The sequence below is a fragment of the Roseibium sp. genome (genome assembly GCF_965233565.1).
Taxonomy (GTDB): Bacteria; Pseudomonadota; Alphaproteobacteria; order Rhizobiales; family Stappiaceae; genus Roseibium.
Genome location: NZ_OZ247494.1, coordinates 2,767,871 through 2,786,375, shown reverse-complemented (window position 1 = coordinate 2,786,375; position 18,505 = coordinate 2,767,871). Strand labels below are relative to the sequence as shown.

The following is an 18,505-nucleotide window of genomic DNA, read 5'->3' as shown; positions in this document are numbered from 1 at the left end:
TACCGGTCCGGTCCAGGGCGACCAGTCGATCGCCGACGTTTGCTGGGTCCCCGTTTTCGTGGGCATGACAAAGGGGTGGCCTGCACCTGCTACTCCCCTTCCGCCCTGGCGCGGAGTTCTCGCCGGATCACCTTGCCGGTTGTGGTCAGCGGCAGGGCGTCGACAAATTCGACTTCGCGCGGATATTCGTGCGCTGCAAGGCGTGTCTTGACGAAGGAGGCGATCTCCTTGGCAAGGTCCTCGCTGCCTTCGAGGCCGCTTTTCAGGACAATGTAAGCCTTGACGATTTCGGTGCGCTGTTCATCCGGTTTGCCGACGACACCAGCCATGGCAACGGCCGGATGACGGATCAGGCAATCCTCGATTTCCCCAGGTCCGATGCGATAGCCGGACGACGTGATGACATCGTCATCCCGGCCGACAAACCGGATCCAGCCGTCCGCGTCCTTTAAGCCGGTGTCGCCGGTCAACAGCCAGTCGCCGGCAAATTTCTTCTGCGTTGCCTCCAAGTTGTTCCAGTAGTTCAGGAACATCACCGGATCTGGCCGTTTTACGGCGATATTGCCGAGCGTGTCCGTAGGAAGTTCCTCTCCGGCGTCATTGACAACGCTGACGTTGTGACCCGGCACGGGTCGTCCCATGATGCCCGGGCGGGCGTCCATAAGACCGGCGCAACTGGAGACAATCATATTGCACTCGGTCTGGCCGTAGAATTCGTTGATCGTCAGGCCGAAAGTTTTCCGGCCCCAGTCGATCAGTTCGGCACCGAGGGTTTCTCCACCTGAAGCAACGGATCGCAAGTTCAGCTGCCAGCGGGTTTCGGGGGCGTCCAGCTGGCGCATCATCTTCAGCGCAGTCGGCGGCAGGAACGTGTTGCGGATCTTCTGATCCTGCAAAAACTGGAAGGCGGCTTCGGCCGTGAATTTCCTGAACCGGCAGGCAACCACCGGAACGCCCAGATAGAGCGCGGGCATGAGCACATCGAGAAGGCCGCCGATCCAGGCCCAGTCGGCCGGTGTCCAGATGCGGTCTCCGGGCTGGCCCAGGAAATCATGGCTCATCTCAACGCCGGGCAGGTGGCCGAGCAGCACCCGATGTCCGTGCAGCGCGCCCTTGGGCTGGCCTGTCGTCCCGGACGTGTAGATGATAATGGCCGGATCGTTCGGGGCCGTGTCGAAGGCGCGGAAAGCGTCTTCATGCCCGGCCATGTGGCTTGCAAGGTCCTGGGCGGCACCATCTTCGCCATCGACGCAGAAGACTGTCGAGAGATCCGGCAGACTGTCCCTCAGGGAGGCCAGTTTGGCGGCGCCTGCAAGATCGGTGATCACGACCTTGGCGCCGGAATCTTTCAGCCGGTACTCGAGTGCCTCCTCACCGAACAGCGTGAACAGCGGGATCGTTACCGCGCCGAGTTTCAGCGCTGCGATATGCGCATAGGCGGTTTCCGGGCGCTGCGGCAGCAGCACGCCGATGCGGTCGCCGGGCAGAACGCCCCGGCTCGTCAGAAGATTGGCGAGCTGGCTCGAAAGACGGCTGAGATCCGCGTAACTGTAGCGTGCTGTGTCGCCGTCTTCATCGACAAACACCAGTGCTTCACGCTCCGGTTCCCGGTCCGCCCAGTCGTCGCAGATGGCAACGCCGATGTTGAAGCGTTCGGGAATCTCCCAGGAAAATCCGGAGACAAGCGCGTCGTAGCTCGTTGCCTCAGGCAGCAGCATCGCTTTCCTCCGCCATTGCCAGCAGGATGGTGCCATCGGTGACCTGTTCACCTTCGTTGACTAGGACGTCGCCGATAACGCCGTCGCGCGGAGCTTTCAGTGTGTGCTCCATTTTCATGGCTTCCAGGATGACCAGCGGCTGGTCCTTGGTGACGGTATCACCGGTTTTGGCAGAGAGCACCTTGACGAGCCCTGGCATGGGTGCGACCAGCTGGTCGCCGGCACCGCCGGCTTCTTCATCCGTGCTGAGCGCATCCGGCAGCGCGACCGGGAAGGCGTGGCCGTCGAGAAAGACGGTGAGACCCTTCCGGCCTGCGGTGACCACAGCGCGGGCGCGGTGGCCGGCACATTCATAGGTGATCGCACCGGCCGAGACGTCGATAAGCGTGTAATCGCGCGCGCCGCCTTCAAGATGGACGGTGAACCGCCGGTTGCCACGGGCATGGACCTCGACATCGCGCCGCTCGCCACCGATCTCCAGGAGTGCAAACTGGCGTGACGCGCTCCAGATGCGCCAGCCGCCAAGTGTCTCGAACGGATCGGCACCCGGCGCCGGCTTCGTAAGGCCAAGCGCGGTCAAGGCGGCAAGGGCAACGGCGTCTTCCGGCATGGCCGGTTCTTCGATCAGGCTTTCCAGGTCCCGGTCGATCAGGCCTGTGTCGACATCGCCCTTCGCAAAACCTTCATGACGGCACAGCGCGGCCAGGAACCCGGCATTGGTGACACAGCCTGCAACTTCCGTTGCCTCCAGGCTGGCCAGCAGTTTTCCGAGAGCGGCTTCACGGGTCGGGCCGTGGACAATCACCTTCGCGATCATCGGGTCGTAGTAAGGCGTGATCTCGTCACCGGAGCGTACGCCGCTATCGACCCTTGCGCTGGTCTCCGGCAGGGCGAGGTGCTCCAGCGTGCCGATGGCCGGCAGGAAGCCCTTGGGCGCGTCTTCCGCGTAGAGCCGGGCCTCGAAGGCCCAGCCACTGAAGGACAGCTCGTCCTGGGTCTTTGGCAAGGGTTCACCGGATGCCACGCGCAGCTGCCATTCGACCAGATCCTCGCCGGTGATCATCTCGGTGACCGGGTGTTCCACCTGAAGGCGGGTGTTCATCTCCATGAAATAGAACCGGTCGGAGCGCAGCCCTTCGGAAACATCGGCGATGAACTCGATGGTGCCGGCGCCGGAATAGTCAATCGCCTTGGCCGCCTTGACGGCAGCGTCGCCCATGGCTGTGCGCATTTCTTCCGGCATATCAGGCGCAGGAGCTTCCTCGATCACCTTCTGGTGACGACGCTGCAGAGAACAGTCCCGTTCGAACAGATGCACCGCGTTGCCGCGACTGTCGCCAAAAACCTGGATCTCGATATGGCGCGGCTTGGTGAGATACTTCTCGATCAGGACCCGGCCGTCGCCGAAACTGGCTTCGCCTTCGCGTTGTGCACCCTGAAGTGCATCGGCAAAGTCCTTTGGATCGTCGACACGGCGCATGCCCTTACCACCGCCACCGGCGCGGGCCTTGATCAGAACCGGGTAACCGATCTTGTCGGCTTCATCTTTCAGGAAGTCAGGATCCTGGTTGTCGCCGTGGTAACCGGGTACGACGGGAACGCCGGCCTCGACCATCAGCGCCTTGGCAGCATCCTTCAGACCCATGGCGCGGATCGACTTGGCGCTCGGGCCAATGAAGGTGATGCCGGCCTGTTCCAGCGCATCGACGAAATCGGGGTTTTCCGACAGGAAACCATAGCCCGGATGCACGGCCTCGGCGCCGCTCTTGCGACAGACCTCGATGATCGTGTCGATTTTTAGGTAGCTTTCAGAGACCGGGGCCGGGCCGATGCGAAAGGCTTCGTCGGCCATGGCGACATGCTTGGCGCCGGCATCGGCATCCGAATAGACGGCGACGGTCTTGATGCCGAGATCCCGGGCGGTGGCCATGACCCGGCAGGCGATCTCGCCGCGGTTGGCAATGAGGATTTTCTTGAACATCAGTTGTCCGCCCTCCCGAGCGCGTTTTTCAGATGGTCGTGGCTTGCCGTGTCAAAGGCAACCAGAGTGACGGTTTCGATATCCGGCAGATCGCCGAGCGAGTGCCGGACCGTCGAAACGGCAATTTCCGCCGCCTGGTCGGCCGGATAGCCGTAGATGCCGGTCGAGATGGCCGGCAAGGCCACGGTCTTGCAGCCGTTTTCCGATGCCAGGCGCAGGCTGCTTTCGTAGCAGCTGGCCAGAAGATCCCGTTCCCCTTCGCTGCCACCGCGCCAGACCGGGCCGACGGTATGGATGATGAACCTGGCTGGCAGTCGATAGCCTTTGGTAATCTTGGCCTGGCCGGTTTTGCAGCCGCCCAGCAACCTGCACTCATGAACAAGTTCCGGACCGGCCGCGCGATGGATTGCACCATCGACCCCGCCGCCGCCGAGCAGCGAGGAATTCGCGGCGTTGACAATGGCATCGACGTCGAGCCGGGTGATGTCGCCTACCTCTGTTTCGATCCGGCTCATCAGCTGGCCTCCGGCTGCAGGTCTTCAATGACCCTGAAGCGTTCGCAGACGAGTTCCATCTCCGGATCAAAGCCTCCATTGCGCTCGAAAAAGGCCTGATGATCCCGTTGCCAGCCGGCAAGGTCCTCGTTCTCACCCTCCGCCAGTGCGAAGACCTCCGTCACATCGCAATAGCGTGTGATTGTGACCTCCAGTGTCTCGATGACCAGGGCCGGCGACCCGTCCCAGTTGAGAGCAATGTCCCGTCTGCCAACAACGGGCATGGCTTCGCCTCCTTCCTGGAAATCTCTCAATGCGCCGCAGGTGGCCGTTTTCCTGCCGGACCGGACAAGTGCGATCAGCTGATCGCTCAGCTCCGGTCCGTCGCCGAACTTGAAGGTCTCGGCCCCTGGGTATTTCTGTTTGAGCTCGTCGATCGACATGGTTCACATCCGGAACAGGCCGAAACGGGTGTCTTCGATCGGCGCGTTCAGCGCGGCCGAGAGGGACAGGCCGAGAATGTCACGGGTCTTGCGCGGATCGACGATGCCGTCATCCCAGAGGCGGGCGGTGGCGTAAAGCGGATGGCCCTGCGCCTCGAACTGATCGATGATCGGCTTCTTGAAGGCCTGTTCTTTATCCATCGACCAGGAGCCGCCCTTGCGTTCGATGCCGTCGCGGCGGACGGTGGCAAGAACACCGGCGGCCTGTTCGCCGCCCATCACGGAGATGCGTGAATTCGGCCAGGTCCATAGGAAACGCGGCGAATAGGCCCGGCCGCACATGCCGTAATTACCGGCGCCGAACGATCCGCCGACCAGCATGGTGATCTTGGGAACGGACGTGGTGGCGACCGCTGTCACCAGCTTGGCGCCATCCTTGGCAATGCCACCGCTTTCATATTTGCGGCCGACCATGAAGCCGGTGATGTTCTGCAGGAATACCAGCGGCACCTTGCGCTGGGAGCAGAGCTCGACGAAATGAGCACCCTTCACTGCGCTTTCTGAAAAGAGAACGCCATTGTTGGCGATGATGCCGACCGGCATGCCGTGAATATGGGCAAAGCCGCAGACCAGGGTCGTGCCGTACCGGGCCTTGAACTCATCGAACCGGGAGCCATCGACCGTGCGGGCGATAACCTCGCGGATGTCATAAGGGGTCTTCAGGTCGGCCGGCACAACCCCGAGGATTTCCTCCGGATCGTAGAGCGGATCTTCCGGGCTCTGCATGGCGACGGAGGAGGTCTTGGTGCGATTGAGGCTGGCAATGGCGCGGCGGGCGAGCGCCAGGGCATGCGCATCGTCGCGCGCCAGGTGATCGGCCACGCCGGAGAGGCGCGTGTGGACGTCGCCGCCGCCAAGGTCTTCAGCGGTGACTTCCTCGCCGGTCGCGGCTTTCACCAGGGGCGGGCCGGCCAGGAAGATGGTGCCCTGGTTCTTGACGATGATCGTCTCGTCGGACATGGCCGGCACATAGGCGCCACCCGCCGTGCAGGACCCCATGACGACGGCGATCTGGGCAATGCCCTTCGCCGACATGTTGGCCTGATTGTAGAAGATGCGGCCGAAATGGTCGCGGTCCGGGAAGACCTCGTCCTGGTTAGGCAGGTTGGCACCGCCCGAATCCACAAGATAGATGCAGGGCAGGTTGTTCTCCTGCGCAATCTCTTGGGCACGCAGGTGTTTCTTGACGGACATCGGATAATAGGTGCCACCTTTGACAGTCGCGTCATTGGCCAGGATCATCACTTCCTGACCTTCGACCCGGCCAATGCCGGCAATCATGCCGGCCGCCGGGGCGGCGCCCTCATACATGTCGTGCGCGGCCAGCATGCCGACTTCCAGAAAAGGAGAGCCCGGATCCAGCAGCCGGGACACGCGTTCACGTGGCAGGATCTTGCCGCGGGAGACGTGGCGCTGGCGAGCGTTCTCACCGCCGCCGTCAAGCGCGGTCTGCGCGGCCGCCTTGACCTGATCCATGGCAGCTTCATGCGCGGCCCTGTTGGCGGCGAATTGTTCGGATTTGGGCGAAAGGCTCGATTTCAGGATGCTCATGTCATCCGGTCTCCCGTCAAGGGTGGTGTGGCGCCAGGCGCAACGGCCTTGCGCGCCAGCTCAAGATAAATGTCTTCGATGTCGTGTTTGGCGAGGCGGCCGCCTTCGCGATACCAGTTGGGGATGCCGGTCAGCATGGCGATAATGGCGCGCGTTGCGACCTTCGGCTCGGTGACTGCATAGCGGCCCCGGGCCGCGCCGACCTGCAGGATGCCGGTCAGGATCGTCTCATAGCGACGCCTTTCGGTCTCAACCAGGTCGAAATTGTCCGGTTCCAGGTTGCGTAGCTCCATGTAGGAGATGAAGACCTCGTCCGTCTTTTCAAGGTGATAGCGGATGTGGAAGCGCACGAACCGCTCCAGCGGGTCCATCTTTTCCGGAAAGTCGGCGGTTTCCCAGGCCTGAAGCAGGTCGGCCATGTGGGACAGCATCAGGTCTTTCAGGATGTCCTGTTTTGTCGGGAAATGATTGTAGAGCGCGCCAGGACGAACGCCGACATCGGCGGCGATTTCCCGCATGGAAACGGCTGCATAGCCCGAAGCGGCAAAGCGTTTCAGGGCTGCCTTGCGCACACGTGCAGCCGTCTCCAGCCCCTTGGGGCGGGACGGTCCGCGTGGCTGCGCCTTTGCTGCGTTGCTGATCACCTGGCTCCTCCGTGATCAGCAAAGTAAATGAACGATCATTCATTTACAAGTGTCTTTTTGCGGAATGGAGGGGTCAGATCAAAGAATGGCTTGCGAAGAAGGGGCAGTGTCAAAAAACTTACATGGATAATCTGTTCACAGTCGTGCGAGCGTTTCGCCTGAAATTTTCAAAAGGACCGATTGATGACCGAAGAGAGCGCAAAGAGCTGGGTTGAGGCCGAATGGGCGGACAGCCTGGATGAAGAGCTGGAAATGGAGATCGATGACAATCTGATCGCTAAGGACCTGGCCTTCATTTCGGAAAAGAAACACAAGTCGCCGCTCGACCGGAACACCTACTTTCATGAATTGCTGCGTCTGCAGGCCGAACTGGTGAAACTGCAGGATTGGGTCCAGCACACGGGCGAGAAGATCGTCATTGTCTTTGAAGGTCGCGATGCGGCCGGCAAGGGCGGTGTCATCAAACGCATCACCCAGCGTCTCAATCCGCGCGTTGCCCGGGTGGTTGCGCTGCCGGCCCCGACCGACCGTGAAAAGACACAGTGGTACTTCCAGCGTTACGTGCCGCATCTGCCGGCCGCCGGGGAAATGGTCCTGTTCGACCGCTCCTGGTACAACCGGTCAGGTGTGGAGCGTGTGATGGGGTTCGCATCCGAAGATCAGGTCGATCAGTTTTTCAATGACGTTCCGGAATTCGAGCGCATGATCGTGCGCTCCGGTGTGCGCCTGATCAAATACTGGTTCTCGATCACGGATGAGGAACAGCAGTTGCGCTTCCTGATGCGTATCCACGATCCCTTGAAGCAGTGGAAACTGTCACCGATGGATCTGGAGTCGCGCGTGCGCTGGGAAGATTACACCAAGGCAAAGGAAGAGACGTTCGAGCGCACCAACATTCCCGAAGCGCCCTGGTTCATCGTGGAAGGCAACGACAAGAAACAGGCGCGCCTGAACTGCATCTCGCATCTTCTGTCGATGATCCCGTATGAAGAAGTGCCGCATGACCCGATCTCCCTGCCGGAACGGGTCTATAATCAGGATTATGAGCGCAAGGTTCTGCCTGAACATCTCTATGTTCCGCAGAAATTCTGATGTGAATCAGCCGGCCCGGGTCAGATGACCCGGGGCCGTGCCTGACGGGAAGAAATGCCATGATGCGACGGCCCCTCGTCTGGCTGGCGGTCACCGTTCTTGCGATCCTCGTTGCCGGCTTTTTTGCCGGTGCCAAGATCACAAGCGACTTTTTTGCCAATTCCATGCCGACAACCCGGTTCCAGGTCGCCGATGACCGGCTGTATGTCCGTGGTGAAATCAACGCTCTTTCACTTGATCAATTCAACGAAGTGATCAGTGCCTTTCCATGGGTGAAGGTGCTGGTGCTTGACGGCATTTCCGGGTCGAGCGACGACGAAACCAACGTAAAGCTCGGTTACAGGGTGCGGGAACTCGGACTGGCGACTCATGTGCCGGCGGGCGCCGAGATCTACTCCGGCGGCGTGGATCTTTTCCTGGCGGGCGTTGAACGGACCATCGGGGAGGCGGCGGTGCTCGGGGTACATTCCTGGTCGGACGGCATCCATGACGGCGCGCATTATCCGAAGGACAGTCCGGAGCATGAGGAGGCGCGGAAATACACCGAGGACATGCTTGGCGACGATCGTTTCTACTGGTTCACATTGTCAGCGGCGCCCGCAGACGGCATACATGTCATGACCGACAAGGAAGTCCGGGAATACGGGCTTCTAACCGATTAAATTGCGTGTGAAACGGAGAGAAAATGGCGGACAGGATCAGATGGGGCATCGTTTCGACGGCAAAGATCGGGCTGACAAAGGTTATCCCGGGCATACAGCGTTCCGAAACCGGTGTCGCCGCCGCAATTGCCTCAAGAGGGCTTGAAAAGGCCAGGGCGGCCGCAGATGAACTCGGCATTGAAAAGGCCTATGGCTCCTATGAAGAGCTCCTAGCCGACCCAGACATCGACGCCATCTACAATCCATTGCCCAACCATATGCATGTGCCGGTAACGGTCCAGGCGGTCGAGGCGGGCAAACATGTTCTGTGCGAGAAGCCGATCGCGCTCAATGCAAGAGAGGCCGAGCTGCTCCTGGATCTGCCGAAAGACAGACTGGTTGCGGAAGGTTTCATGGTGCGGGCGCATCCGCAATGGATCAAGGCGCGGGATCTCGTGCGCTCGGGAACCCTGGGAGAGCTGAAGGCAATTCAGGGCTTTTTCAGCTATTACAACGACGATCCGGGCAATATTCGCAACAAGGCCGATATCGGGGGCGGCGCCCTGATGGATATCGGCTGCTACACCATGCTGGCCGGCCGCTATTTCTACGATGCCGAGCCTGAGCGTGTGGTCTCGCTGATCGACCGGGACCCTGAGTTCGGCACGGACCGGATGACCAGTGCGCTGATGGATTTCGGCTCCAACCGGCACCTGTCCTTTACGGTTTCCACCCAATTGACGCCGTATCAGCGTCTGCAGCTGGTCGGCACGAAGAAGCGCCTGGAAATCGTCATTCCCTTCAACGCGCCACAAGGAGAAGCTCTTCAGATCCGGTTGGATGACGGTTCGCTTCTGGGGGATGCGTCCATGACATCCGAGCTTATCGCGCCCTGTGACCAGTATGCCGAGCTGGCTGACGTCTTCGGCCGGGCCGTTTCCGGGGAAGAGCCGCTGCCTTACGGTGCACAGGACGCCGTCCAGAACATGAAGGTCCTGGACGCGATCTTTGCGTCGGCAGAGACGGGTGGCTGGGTCAGCATCAGCTGAGATCCAAAGCCGTTCGATCAGGCAGCGGTATAGTCGTAACCGCTGCCGCTTCGCTCCAGATGGCCAAAACCAGTTGACGTCAGATGGGTCGCTGCGAACGGAATTCTGTCCGAGGCGATCCTGTCGAAGAGGGTCTTGCGTGTCTCGGCGGCCTTTGCCGGGTCGCCGTCCAGAGCGTAGTGGATGTCGGGATTTCCAAACTGCAAAGCCTCTGAAACGACGGCATCTGCAATCAGCATGAGCTCACGGGTCCCTGCAGACAGATGCACCACCTGGTGACCGGGCGTGTGCCCGGCGGCCGGCAGCAGATTGATGCCGCCGCCAAGGTCTGCTTTACCTTCATGCAACTTGATCTGACCCTTGAGCGGATTGCCAAGCGCCTGAATCAGCTCGATCAGGGGGCGTTGGTCTTCCGGAACGGATTGCGGAAGCGCTACGTCCGTCCAGAAAGCCCATTCGGATGCCTGCACGTGAATTGTCGCGTTCGGAAAAAGACTGCGGCCACCGGCAACAAGACCGCCAATGTGGTCGGCATGCATATGGGTCACGATAATGTCGGTGACTGCCGCGCGTTCCGGTGCCCTATCATCAAGTTGCCAGCCGAGGTTGCCGGTGTCTGCAAAACGCTCTTTCAGCCAACTGCCGGACCCTGCGTCGACCAGCACCTTTCGTGCCCCAGCCTCTATCAGCCAGATGTTGGCGCCAAAACGCGCCGTTGGCAGAACACGTGTGTGTTCTTGGGGGGAGAGATTGGAAAAGTAGGCGCCGGGCACATCGAGGAAACCGTCAGACAGTGTGGTGACCGTCAGGTTTCCCAGGCGGGTTTGGTTCGGGGACGGCTGAGAAGGAACGAGCATCTTGATATCACTCCGGTTTCTGTTGCCTGGAAGTTAGGCGCGATCGCAAGGTGCCGGGATTGGCGCATTTGACAAAAAATGTGCTAAATCAGCCAAATGATAACTCGCTTGCCCGTAGCCATTCTCGCCTATCCGGGATCCCTGGACTCAGCTGTGCTTGGTCTGCAGGACATTATTGGGCATGCAAACGGGATCTCTGACACCGTCCTGGATCTTGCCGTGCTAAACACGTTTCAACCGCATCCAGAACGGTATGCGGCATTGATATTGCCACCGTCGGCAGGGCCGGTTTTTGCAGAGGAAGTGCCGCAGATTTCGGATTTTCTGGTGGGGCAGCACCGAACGGGGGCCGTCGTCTGTTCTGCCTGCACGGGGTTGGCCTTCATAGCGGAGGCCGATCTGACAGGCGGGAGGCTGGTGACGACCCATTGGGGGCTCGCGCAGCACCTTCGTGCAGCCTACCCCGGCCTGCAGCTGGACACCGATCAGCTGCTGATCGAATACTCTGATCTCGTTACGGCTGGGGGACTGATGGCCTGGGTTGACCTGGCGCTGGCCCTGATAGAGCGTTTTCAGGGGCATGATGTTGCCCTGGAAACGGCGCGCCATTTCATTGTCGAATTCAGGCGGCGTGATCAGCGCCGGTTTCACCGCTTCCTGCCGGAGCTGCGCCACGGCGACCATGCCGTTCTGAAAGCCCAGCATCATCTGGAAGCCCGGTACCGTGAACCGCTCACGGTCAGGCGCATGGCCGAAGTGAGCGGGCTGCCTGGGCGCAGTTTTCAACGGCGTTTCAAGGCGGCGACCGGCTTGTCGCCTCAAGTCTACCTTCAGGAACTCAGGATCGAACGGGCAAGGGAACTACTGATCGAGACCAAAACCAGTGTCTCGGAGATCTGCTATGCGGTTGGTTACAACGACCCACCGTCCTTCATTCGCCTGTTTGGCCGTCTGACCGGCTTAACGCCGCGGGCCTTTCGAGAGCAGTTCAGGCGGAAGAGCGCGCGCTAGCCGACGGCCTCCCAAAGTAGATGGAACAGATCCGGAGGGCAGCGCCAGCGTAGTGCATCGGGCGCCATGCGCGTTCCGGCATTTTCCAGACCAATTCGGTTTCAATTCGGGGGCTGTTCACCAGCGTCCCGTTTGTGGCCGAGTTTCGCCTTTCTGGCCATTTCCGCGCGCCTCTTGGAGTATTTGGGGGCAACCATCGGATAGGTCGCCGACAGGCTCCACTTCTCGCGATATTCGCGGGGAGTGAGATTGTATTTGGTCTTGAGATGGCGGGTCAGAAACTTGAACGGTTTGCCGTCTTCCAGGCAGTAGATGAATTCCGGCGTGACCGACTTTTCGACTGGGACCGCTGGGACTGGCTGCCCGTTTGACGCCTGTGATCCGGCCGCTTGCTCCAGAGCGCCGTGAACGTTGCGGATCAGTTCGGTCAGATCTTCGGTCGGAACCGTGTTGTTGGTGACATAAGTGGAGACGATATCCGCCGTTAGCGTGACAAGGCTTGCAGCCTCGACGCTTTTTCCATTGTCTTGCTCCAGCATGGAAGCTCCCTGTCCCGCGGTAAATATCTTCATCGGAACGGCGGATGCGGTCCCGGAAAACCTTCCCTAATAGATCTGTATGACGACTTCCCATTTCAAGTACATTCTGATTTTTTTGCAAATAAATTTGTAACAAAGAATTTTTTGTGGCGAGTGTACGACGGAGTGAGTCATTGGCCTGTAAAACGGAAGAAAAACAAAATTTGCTGCGTTGCAGCGAGAAAAAATAGCTATAAATGACAATTAAAAACAACAAAAAAGCGAATTTGTCCCGCTGAATTACCAATATCTGTATTTATATTTCAGATTTGGAAAACTAAACTGGTCAGTTTAATCTCGCCAGAAAAGTGAAAAGACGATTTTTGATTTAAATATTTTCAAGTAAATAAACAAGCACGAAAAAGCGGGGCATATGGGGTCGCGATGCCGGTTGTTCAAGGGGGTGCGCCAAAATGTGAAACAGGATAAAAATCCTATGAAAATCATAGTGTTGTAAAAATATGACTCTCAGATTCATTATGCCGAATTCTCCATTTTGAGGTTGCATTCAGGCGATTCGATTGGCTTTTTAGGGTCGTCGCCGCCGAGTTGGGCTATGTATATCTCAGTAGGCGGAAGTTAAAATGCGCGCTTAGCGGAACACGTTTAAGTAATCGTGTTTCCTCCCTCCCCGGCGCAAAATCGAAATTGGAGAAGCAAATGAACTTCAAGAGCTTGATGCTCGGCGCTGCGGCCATCGCCACAGCTTCCACCGCTCAGGCAGCGGACCTTCCCGTTGCTCCGGAGCCGGTCGACTATGTCCGCGTCTGTGATGCCTACGGCGCTCGCTTCTATTACATCCCCGGCACAGAAACCTGCCTCCGCGTCGGTGGCCGTGTTCGTACCCAGTTCGTCGCGAACAACGTTCTGGATGACGGCAACTGGGGTGATCGCGACTCTGACGGCTACTCCTGGCTCGCTCGCGGCTACCTTTATCTTGATGCGCGTACCGCAACCGAGTTCGGTACCTTGCGTTCGTACATCTCGATCTACGGTTCTTCGACCAACGGTGACAACTCTTCCTTCACGCTGGACAACGCTTACATCCAGTGGGGCGGTCTGACGGCTGGTCGTCTGACCTCGAACTTCGACATCTTTACCGGTCAGGCGTTTATCGGTGTGGTCGATCGTGACTGGTCCGACGTCACCGTGAACCAGATTGCCTATACGGCTGCCTTCGGCAACGGGTTCTCTGCAACCATCGCTTTGGAAGACCGTTCGGAGCGTGAATACGGCAACTATGGTGGCACCCGCATGCCGGATATCGTTGCGGCTCTCGGCGTGTCTCAGGGTTGGGGTAGTGCCCAGCTTTCCGGTGCGTTGCACCAGGTCTATCCGGATCGCGCGTCTGCCCACCAGACCGGTACTTCGAACAACGGTGCTGAAGATCAGCTCGGTTGGGCGATCGGCGGTGGCGCGAGCGTGAACCTGCCGTTTGCCAACTCTGGATCGAACATCTTCTTCCAGGGTTTCTATGCTGACGGTGCGCTTGCCTACATCACGACGTATGACGGTGTTGCCGACTTCAACGGTGGCGATACGTCTTCGGGCTATTCGCTTTCCGCCGGTGCCTACATTCAGGCAACCAGCACAATCGGTCTTGCGCTTGACGGTTCCTACGCCGATATCGACGCCGCGACCGGTCTGAACGACGTCACCCGCTACGCGATTGACGGTTCGGTTCAGTGGGAACCGGTCTCCGGCTTCCTGCTTGGTGCTGATGTTGGTTACGCCAACACGGATGTCGACACCCAGGGCGACACGGACGAACTCCTCTTCGGCGTTCGTATGCAGCGCACATTCTGATCAGACGACAGTTCGCCTGACTGAAGACCTCCAACCTCCAGTCAGTCATGCGGCCCGGCAGGCTCCAATCTGCCGGGCCGTCCCCTTTTGCGGTCCGGGGATGTCAGCCAAGTCCGGCTGATTGCAAACAATGCCGCACGGCAGGCAGGCGGCGAGCCGGTTTCGTCAGGTGTGCAGGCCGATGTCTTTGCAAGAGGAGTCGATTCGACGCCCTTACTTGGCAATTCTTTTAGATTTTTCTGCAAAACCTGTACAATTTCACCGTCAAAAATATCAGTATCTAGAGATATATATTTTGCTTTAATTGCAAACTGCGTATCTTTTTGGCCGCGGGTAAATTGTACGAGGTGGTGAAGATTTGCAGTCCGCACTGTTCCCTGGCGTCGTCAGTGTGAAAGTGCCGGGTGAGGCCGTAACGACCTCCGGGCGCGGCAATCTTCTCATGGAAGGCAGGAGGTGCGCCGATGACTGATGACACCGTCGGTGCCGCATCAGCCGCAGATATTCCGAGAACCGATTCGGAGCGCCTCATAAAGGCTTACGGCATCCTGTTTGTTGGTGGCATCCTGCTTCTTTCCGCCGTGGGGGCCGGGTTCGGGATACTCCAGGCCAAGCAGATATCCGATCGGTTGACACGTGAGGCGATCGGGCAGGCGGAGCTGCTTCACAAGGGGCTGCAACATCAACTGGACGAAGCTCAGCAGCATGTGGACGGCATGCGGTTCGTCATGGAAACCCTGCTTGAACGAACTGAACTGAGCAGTGGTGGCAGCATGAGTGAAGTGCTGGAAAGGCTCGGGCAGGGCAGTCCTGCCGGCGCTCCCTGGGATACCTTGCCGCCTGAGTTGAGATCCACAACGGGCACGCTCTATGTTCGCAGGAACGCCACGGAGTACCAGCGTGAACTGGATGACATGCTCACAACGCTGCCGCTGATGTGGAATGCGCACAAGAAGTTTCCCAACCTGCAATGGAGCTACTATTACGACGCAGCGGGTGCGTTCAGCGTTCTCTATCCGGGGCTCGACTTCAAAGCGCTGAGCGGGGCAACTGGCAAACATACGATGGATGAGATCCTCGACGTGGTGTTCGCAGCCGGAGGAACCTACCCGGTCAAGTTGATTGGGCCGGACCAGAATCCCGACCGTCAACTTGCCTGGACACCACCATATCCTGACGCCGCGGCTGCCGGGCTGATGGTGTCGCTGGTGGCGCCGGTCTACCATTCGGACGAATTTGTCGGTGTCTTCGGTTCGGATCTGACCCTGGCCGTCCTGAACGAACAACTGAAGGTCGACGATACGGCCATCGCCAATTTCTGGGTTCTGGCAGAAGGCGGTCAGGTCGTCGCCGCCTCAAGGCCACCCCAGGATATGTCCAGCCGAATCCTGAATTTGTCCGAAGTGCTCGATCCTCTGCAGATCGAAACCGTTTTTTCTATCAGCCCCAATGAATTGCAGCGGTCCGACCATGGTGTCTGGAAGACATTCGATCTGCAGGGAACGCCCTGGCGGATGTTGCTTTACATCGCCAAGGAAGATCTTCGGTCTTCCGTTTTTGAGCTGATGACGCCGTATCTCGCCATGATGAGCTTGTGCGTGGCGTCGCTGATCGGGCTTGTGGTCCTCCAGCACCGCCGCTTCACGCTGCCCGCCTTGCAGCTTGCCCGTCATGTCGAAAACCTGCCGCACAAGGTGCGGATCCAGAGTCCCGTTGTGCCGCGTCACTGGAAGAGCCTGTTCGGGCGTGCAAATACCACGGAACTTGAGCGCCGTGAGGCCATTCACAAGCTCCAGGATGTGAATGCGGATCTGGAAGACCGCGTGGCCGAGCGCGCCCGGGAGCTCACGCAGGCCAACGCGGAATTATCCCGGACCGTGGCGGAGCTGAAGGAGGCGCAGAGCCAGCTGGTCAAATCGGAAAAGCTTGCCGGTCTGGGCTCCCTGGTCGCAGGTGTTGCCCATGAGCTGAACACGCCAATCGGTAATGCCGTCATGATGGCAAGCACCCTGGTCGACAGGAGCCGGGATTTCCAGAAGGTGGTCCACCAGCCACTGGAGCAGGAAGCTCTTCTGGAATTTGCCGAGGTTGTCGACAATGGCAACCAGCTGATCCTGCGCAATCTGAGCAAGGCCGACGAACTGGTTGCCAGCTTCAAACAGGTTGCGGTCGACCAGACAAGCTACAAGCGCCGCGTCTTCAGCTTCTCCGAAATCGTCAAGGAGATCGGTGTGACCCTCGGGCCGTCTCTTGAAAAGGCGCATGTCATTGTCGAAACGACGATCAAAGCCGATGCGGAGATGGACAGTTATCCCGGACCGGTCGGGCAGGTGCTGCTCAACCTCTACAACAATGCACTTGTCCATGCTTTCCCGCCGGAGAAGTCCGGCGTCATCAAAGTCCATTCGGTCGCGGATGGAAGCCATCTGACGCTCACTGTTGCCGACAATGGCATGGGGATTCCCGAAGAGACTATCGGCAAGATTTTCGATCCGTTCTTCACCACCAAGCTTGGCATGGGTGGATCAGGGCTCGGCCTGCATATCGTCTATAATCTCGTCACCGAACTGCTCGGCGGTAAAATCGACGTGGAGAGCAAGGCCGGCGAGGGGACGACATTCAAAATCGTATTGCCTCTCGTTGCCCCGAAACGACCGACGGAGGACGTTTGACAGCTTTCTGTTCATGTAGCGCTTCCAGGGGAAGTCACCTGGCCGCTCGGACGTGATCCGTTAAGGCGTCCCAGCCGAATTGCACAAAACAAAAAACCCCGCCGAGGCGGGGTTTCGTTCGTCATGGCTTTGCCGGCCGGCTCACTTCAGCGGGGCAAGCACCATCACCATCTGCCGGCCTTCCAGCTTCGGAGCGGATTCGACCTTGGCGATTTCGTTGGTCTCTTCGCGGACCTTGTTGAGCAGGTTCATGCCCAGGTCCTGGTGTGCCATTTCACGCCCCCTGAAGCGGAGTGTGACCTTCACCTTGTCTCCGTCATTGAAGAAACGCAGCATGTTTTTCATCTTCACCTCATAGTCATGGGTGTCGATGTTCGGACGCATCTTGATCTCCTTGATCTCGACGGTCTTCTGCTTCTTGCGGGCTTCTGCGGCTTTCTTCTGGGCCTGGTACTTGTACCGGCCATAGTCCAGGATCTTGCAGACGGGCGGGTTTGCGTTGGGCTGGATTTCAACTAGATCCAGGCCTGCATCCAGGGCGATATCCATCGCCTCCTCGGTCGGCACGACACCACGGTTGGCGCCTTCATGATCAATCAACTGGACTTCGCGAACGCGAATTTCTTGGTTGGTGCGCGGGCCTTCCTTCGTGGGAGGCGGGGCGCGGAACGGACGGCGAATGGTCGCAATCTCCTCTATCGTTTCAACGTGGCGTCAGGATTTGGCTCGATACCTACACGAAAAACCTCGGAACAACTGCACCAAGGGGACTGAACGTGCTTGGCTTGACGCCATCCCCTAAGCTCCTGCGAAACCGGCAAAAAGTCAACCGAAAACAACGGTTTTCTTGGAGGTTTCGCGGATTTTCAGTAGCGGTCCGTTCCTTGACGGAATTCAATCTGTCTGCCGGCTGGTCCTGTCCCGGCTGTTGCATTTGCTTACGCGCGGGCTCAAGTAAGGAGGCAGAACACCAAGATCAAGAAGGACAGGCGGTTTGGACGGCGGAAAATTTGTCTATCAGCTCCTCAAGGTGGTGACCGGGTTCATTCTTGCCGTACTGGCTTGCGGGCTGTTCCTTGCGTGGGGCTTTTTTCGTGCCGGTCCGCCTGACACTGATCCCGTCGGCTTCGCGGCAACCGTCGGTACCGGGCTTGTGACCGCCAGCGTTGTCGGTGCAACCGCCCTGGTTCCGGCGGGGCTGGTCATAGCGATTGCCGAAACTGCCCGGCTCAAGGGCATTGTGTTTCACATGGCGGCCGCAGGCCTGATCGCCTTTGCGGTCTGGACCCTGGGAAGCGAGGCCGGTGCCGAAACGCTTCGCCCGGGCAGCGGGGTGGCGCTGGCCGCCGGGTTTGTCGCCGGTGCGGTTTATTGGCTGATCGCCGGCCGGACATCCGGTTGCTGGCACGGCTTGAAGCGGCAGGACACCAGGCCTGCCGATCAAGGACCGGTCGACTGAAATCCAACTTTAGATTGCGCAGTTCAAAGATCGCCGTCCTTGAGGGCTTCACGCGCGGCATCGTAGTGGTCGTCGCGCATATGACTGCGGATCATGGCGATTGCCGCCATCAGCACGGTGGCATCATCGCCGAACCCGATTCCGAGGATAAAATCCGGGATCGTGTCGACCGGAAGTACAAAATAGGCCAGAGCCGCAAGAAGCGTGGCCCGCACCTTTGCCGGTGTTGACGGGTCAAGCGCGCAATAATAGCCGGCGATGACGTCTTCCATGAACGGGACCTGGCGCGCCGCCTTCCTTGCGGTCGCCATGAGCTTTTGCCGCACGGTGAGCTTCTGGTCTTCTTCCGGTCCCAGGATTTCAGGGTCGAAACCAAGGTCCTCAAATGAAAACGAAGATGTCATGAGCCGCGTCTTTCGTGATCCTGCATGACATACAATCTGGGGGCA

General features: G+C 59.1%; 17 protein-coding genes. 7 read left to right on the top strand and 10 right to left on the bottom strand.

The window, feature by feature from the left end:
* Positions 1-89 precede the first annotated feature (89 nt).
* Genes ACO6TG_RS12735 through ACO6TG_RS12710 form a run of 6 tightly spaced genes read right to left on the bottom strand, consistent with a single transcriptional unit; the run spans position 90 to position 6,891 of the window.
* The gene (locus ACO6TG_RS12735; RefSeq protein WP_422378506.1) at positions 90-1,718 is read right to left on the bottom strand and encodes an acyl-CoA synthetase; all 1,629 of its coding nucleotides are present in this window, start codon (positions 1,716-1,718) and stop codon (positions 90-92) included.
* Positions 1,705-3,699, bottom strand: coding sequence for a biotin carboxylase N-terminal domain-containing protein (locus tag ACO6TG_RS12730; RefSeq protein ID WP_422378505.1), 1,995 nt, complete (start codon positions 3,697-3,699; stop codon positions 1,705-1,707). The genes ACO6TG_RS12735 and ACO6TG_RS12730 overlap by 14 nt, the downstream gene beginning before the upstream one ends.
* Positions 3,699-4,214: an O-acetyl-ADP-ribose deacetylase gene (locus ACO6TG_RS12725; protein WP_422378504.1), complete on the bottom strand. Its 516-nt coding sequence runs from the start codon at positions 4,212-4,214 to the stop codon at positions 3,699-3,701. Before ACO6TG_RS12725 ends, ACO6TG_RS12730 begins: the two co-directional genes overlap by 1 nt.
* Positions 4,214-4,636, bottom strand: coding sequence for an ASCH domain-containing protein (locus ACO6TG_RS12720; RefSeq protein WP_422378503.1), 423 nt, complete (start codon positions 4,634-4,636; stop codon positions 4,214-4,216). Before ACO6TG_RS12720 ends, ACO6TG_RS12725 begins: the two co-directional genes overlap by 1 nt.
* Before the next feature lie 3 nt (positions 4,637-4,639).
* Positions 4,640-6,247: a carboxyl transferase domain-containing protein gene (locus ACO6TG_RS12715; RefSeq protein WP_422378502.1), complete on the bottom strand. Its 1,608-nt coding sequence runs from the start codon at positions 6,245-6,247 to the stop codon at positions 4,640-4,642.
* Complete coding sequence (locus ACO6TG_RS12710; protein ID WP_422378501.1) at positions 6,244-6,891, bottom strand: TetR/AcrR family transcriptional regulator; 648 nt, start codon at positions 6,889-6,891, stop codon at positions 6,244-6,246. The genes ACO6TG_RS12715 and ACO6TG_RS12710 overlap by 4 nt, the downstream gene beginning before the upstream one ends.
* A 183-nt stretch (positions 6,892-7,074) precedes the next feature.
* Here ACO6TG_RS12710 and ppk2 point away from each other — a divergent pair, with 183 nt between their 5' ends.
* The 3 genes from ppk2 to ACO6TG_RS12695 are packed head-to-tail and all read left to right on the top strand — an operon-like array spanning position 7,075 to position 9,673.
* A complete protein-coding gene (gene ppk2 / locus ACO6TG_RS12705; RefSeq protein ID WP_094072695.1) occupies positions 7,075-7,983 on the top strand; it encodes a polyphosphate kinase 2 in 909 nt (302 codons plus the stop codon).
* 59 nt (positions 7,984-8,042) lie between these two features.
* Positions 8,043-8,645 (top strand): hypothetical protein, encoded by a 603-nt coding sequence (locus ACO6TG_RS12700; RefSeq protein ID WP_422378500.1) that lies wholly within the window; start codon positions 8,043-8,045, stop codon positions 8,643-8,645.
* 23 nt (positions 8,646-8,668) lie between these two features.
* Positions 8,669-9,673 carry a Gfo/Idh/MocA family protein gene (locus ACO6TG_RS12695; RefSeq protein WP_422378499.1) on the top strand — a complete coding sequence of 335 codons (1,005 nt, stop codon included), beginning with the start codon at positions 8,669-8,671 and terminating at the stop codon, positions 9,671-9,673.
* Between the two features lie 17 nt (positions 9,674-9,690).
* Here ACO6TG_RS12695 and ACO6TG_RS12690 read toward each other — a convergent pair whose 3' ends face one another.
* Entirely contained in the window at positions 9,691-10,530 is an 840-nt protein-coding gene (locus tag ACO6TG_RS12690) for an MBL fold metallo-hydrolase (protein ID WP_422378498.1), read from the bottom strand.
* A gap of 108 nt (positions 10,531-10,638) precedes the next feature.
* Here ACO6TG_RS12690 and ACO6TG_RS12685 point away from each other — a divergent pair, with 108 nt between their 5' ends.
* The gene (locus ACO6TG_RS12685; protein WP_422378497.1) at positions 10,639-11,541 is read left to right on the top strand and encodes a GlxA family transcriptional regulator; all 903 of its coding nucleotides are present in this window, start codon (positions 10,639-10,641) and stop codon (positions 11,539-11,541) included.
* A 101-nt stretch (positions 11,542-11,642) separates the two neighbouring features.
* Here ACO6TG_RS12685 and ACO6TG_RS12680 read toward each other — a convergent pair whose 3' ends face one another.
* Positions 11,643-12,080 carry a MucR family transcriptional regulator gene (locus ACO6TG_RS12680; RefSeq protein WP_422378496.1) on the bottom strand — a complete coding sequence of 146 codons (438 nt, stop codon included), beginning with the start codon at positions 12,078-12,080 and terminating at the stop codon, positions 11,643-11,645.
* A 699-nt stretch (positions 12,081-12,779) separates the two neighbouring features.
* Here ACO6TG_RS12680 and ACO6TG_RS12675 point away from each other — a divergent pair.
* Both ACO6TG_RS12675 and ACO6TG_RS12670 read left to right on the top strand, forming a co-directional pair.
* Complete coding sequence (locus ACO6TG_RS12675; RefSeq protein ID WP_422378495.1) at positions 12,780-13,925, top strand: porin; 1,146 nt, start codon at positions 12,780-12,782, stop codon at positions 13,923-13,925.
* A gap of 464 nt (positions 13,926-14,389) precedes the next feature.
* The gene (locus tag ACO6TG_RS12670; RefSeq protein ID WP_422378494.1) at positions 14,390-16,597 is read left to right on the top strand and encodes an ATP-binding protein; all 2,208 of its coding nucleotides are present in this window, start codon (positions 14,390-14,392) and stop codon (positions 16,595-16,597) included.
* 141 nt (positions 16,598-16,738) lie between these two features.
* Here the strand turns inward: ACO6TG_RS12670 and infC are convergent, their stop codons facing one another.
* Positions 16,739-17,278 carry a translation initiation factor IF-3 gene (gene infC / locus ACO6TG_RS12665; RefSeq protein ID WP_422378874.1) on the bottom strand — a complete coding sequence of 180 codons (540 nt, stop codon included), beginning with the start codon at positions 17,276-17,278 and terminating at the stop codon, positions 16,739-16,741.
* A 313-nt stretch (positions 17,279-17,591) separates the two neighbouring features.
* Between infC and ACO6TG_RS12660 the strand changes: the two genes are divergently transcribed.
* The gene (locus tag ACO6TG_RS12660; RefSeq protein ID WP_422378493.1) at positions 17,592-18,056 is read left to right on the top strand and encodes a translation initiation factor IF-3; all 465 of its coding nucleotides are present in this window, start codon (positions 17,592-17,594) and stop codon (positions 18,054-18,056) included.
* 23 nt (positions 18,057-18,079) lie between these two features.
* Here ACO6TG_RS12660 and ACO6TG_RS12655 read toward each other — a convergent pair whose 3' ends face one another.
* Positions 18,080-18,460 (bottom strand): YkvA family protein, encoded by a 381-nt coding sequence (locus tag ACO6TG_RS12655; protein ID WP_422378492.1) that lies wholly within the window; start codon positions 18,458-18,460, stop codon positions 18,080-18,082.
* Positions 18,461-18,505 lie beyond the last annotated feature (45 nt).

What these genes read in the sequence shown, in the direction of transcription:
- ACO6TG_RS12735 (WP_422378506.1), bottom strand. Translation starts at nt 1,718, where the DNA reads ATGCTGCTGCCTGAGGCAACGAGCTACGACGCGCTTGTCTCCGGATTT.
- ACO6TG_RS12715 (WP_422378502.1), bottom strand. Translation starts at nt 6,247, where the DNA reads ATGAGCATCCTGAAATCGAGCCTTTCGCCCAAATCCGAACAATTCGCC.
- ACO6TG_RS12720 (WP_422378503.1), bottom strand. Translation starts at nt 4,636, where the DNA reads ATGTCGATCGACGAGCTCAAACAGAAATACCCAGGGGCCGAGACCTTC.
- ppk2 (WP_094072695.1), top strand. Translation starts at nt 7,075, where the DNA reads ATGACCGAAGAGAGCGCAAAGAGCTGGGTTGAGGCCGAATGGGCGGAC.
- ACO6TG_RS12670 (WP_422378494.1), top strand. Translation starts at nt 14,390, where the DNA reads ATGACTGATGACACCGTCGGTGCCGCATCAGCCGCAGATATTCCGAGA.
- ACO6TG_RS12675 (WP_422378495.1), top strand. Translation starts at nt 12,780, where the DNA reads ATGAACTTCAAGAGCTTGATGCTCGGCGCTGCGGCCATCGCCACAGCT.
- ACO6TG_RS12655 (WP_422378492.1), bottom strand. Translation starts at nt 18,460, where the DNA reads ATGACATCTTCGTTTTCATTTGAGGACCTTGGTTTCGACCCTGAAATC.
- ACO6TG_RS12695 (WP_422378499.1), top strand. Translation starts at nt 8,669, where the DNA reads ATGGCGGACAGGATCAGATGGGGCATCGTTTCGACGGCAAAGATCGGG.
- ACO6TG_RS12680 (WP_422378496.1), bottom strand. Translation starts at nt 12,080, where the DNA reads ATGCTGGAGCAAGACAATGGAAAAAGCGTCGAGGCTGCAAGCCTTGTC.
- ACO6TG_RS12730 (WP_422378505.1), bottom strand. Translation starts at nt 3,699, where the DNA reads ATGTTCAAGAAAATCCTCATTGCCAACCGCGGCGAGATCGCCTGCCGG.
- ACO6TG_RS12700 (WP_422378500.1), top strand. Translation starts at nt 8,043, where the DNA reads ATGATGCGACGGCCCCTCGTCTGGCTGGCGGTCACCGTTCTTGCGATC.
- ACO6TG_RS12690 (WP_422378498.1), bottom strand. Translation starts at nt 10,530, where the DNA reads ATGCTCGTTCCTTCTCAGCCGTCCCCGAACCAAACCCGCCTGGGAAAC.
- ACO6TG_RS12725 (WP_422378504.1), bottom strand. Translation starts at nt 4,214, where the DNA reads ATGAGCCGGATCGAAACAGAGGTAGGCGACATCACCCGGCTCGACGTC.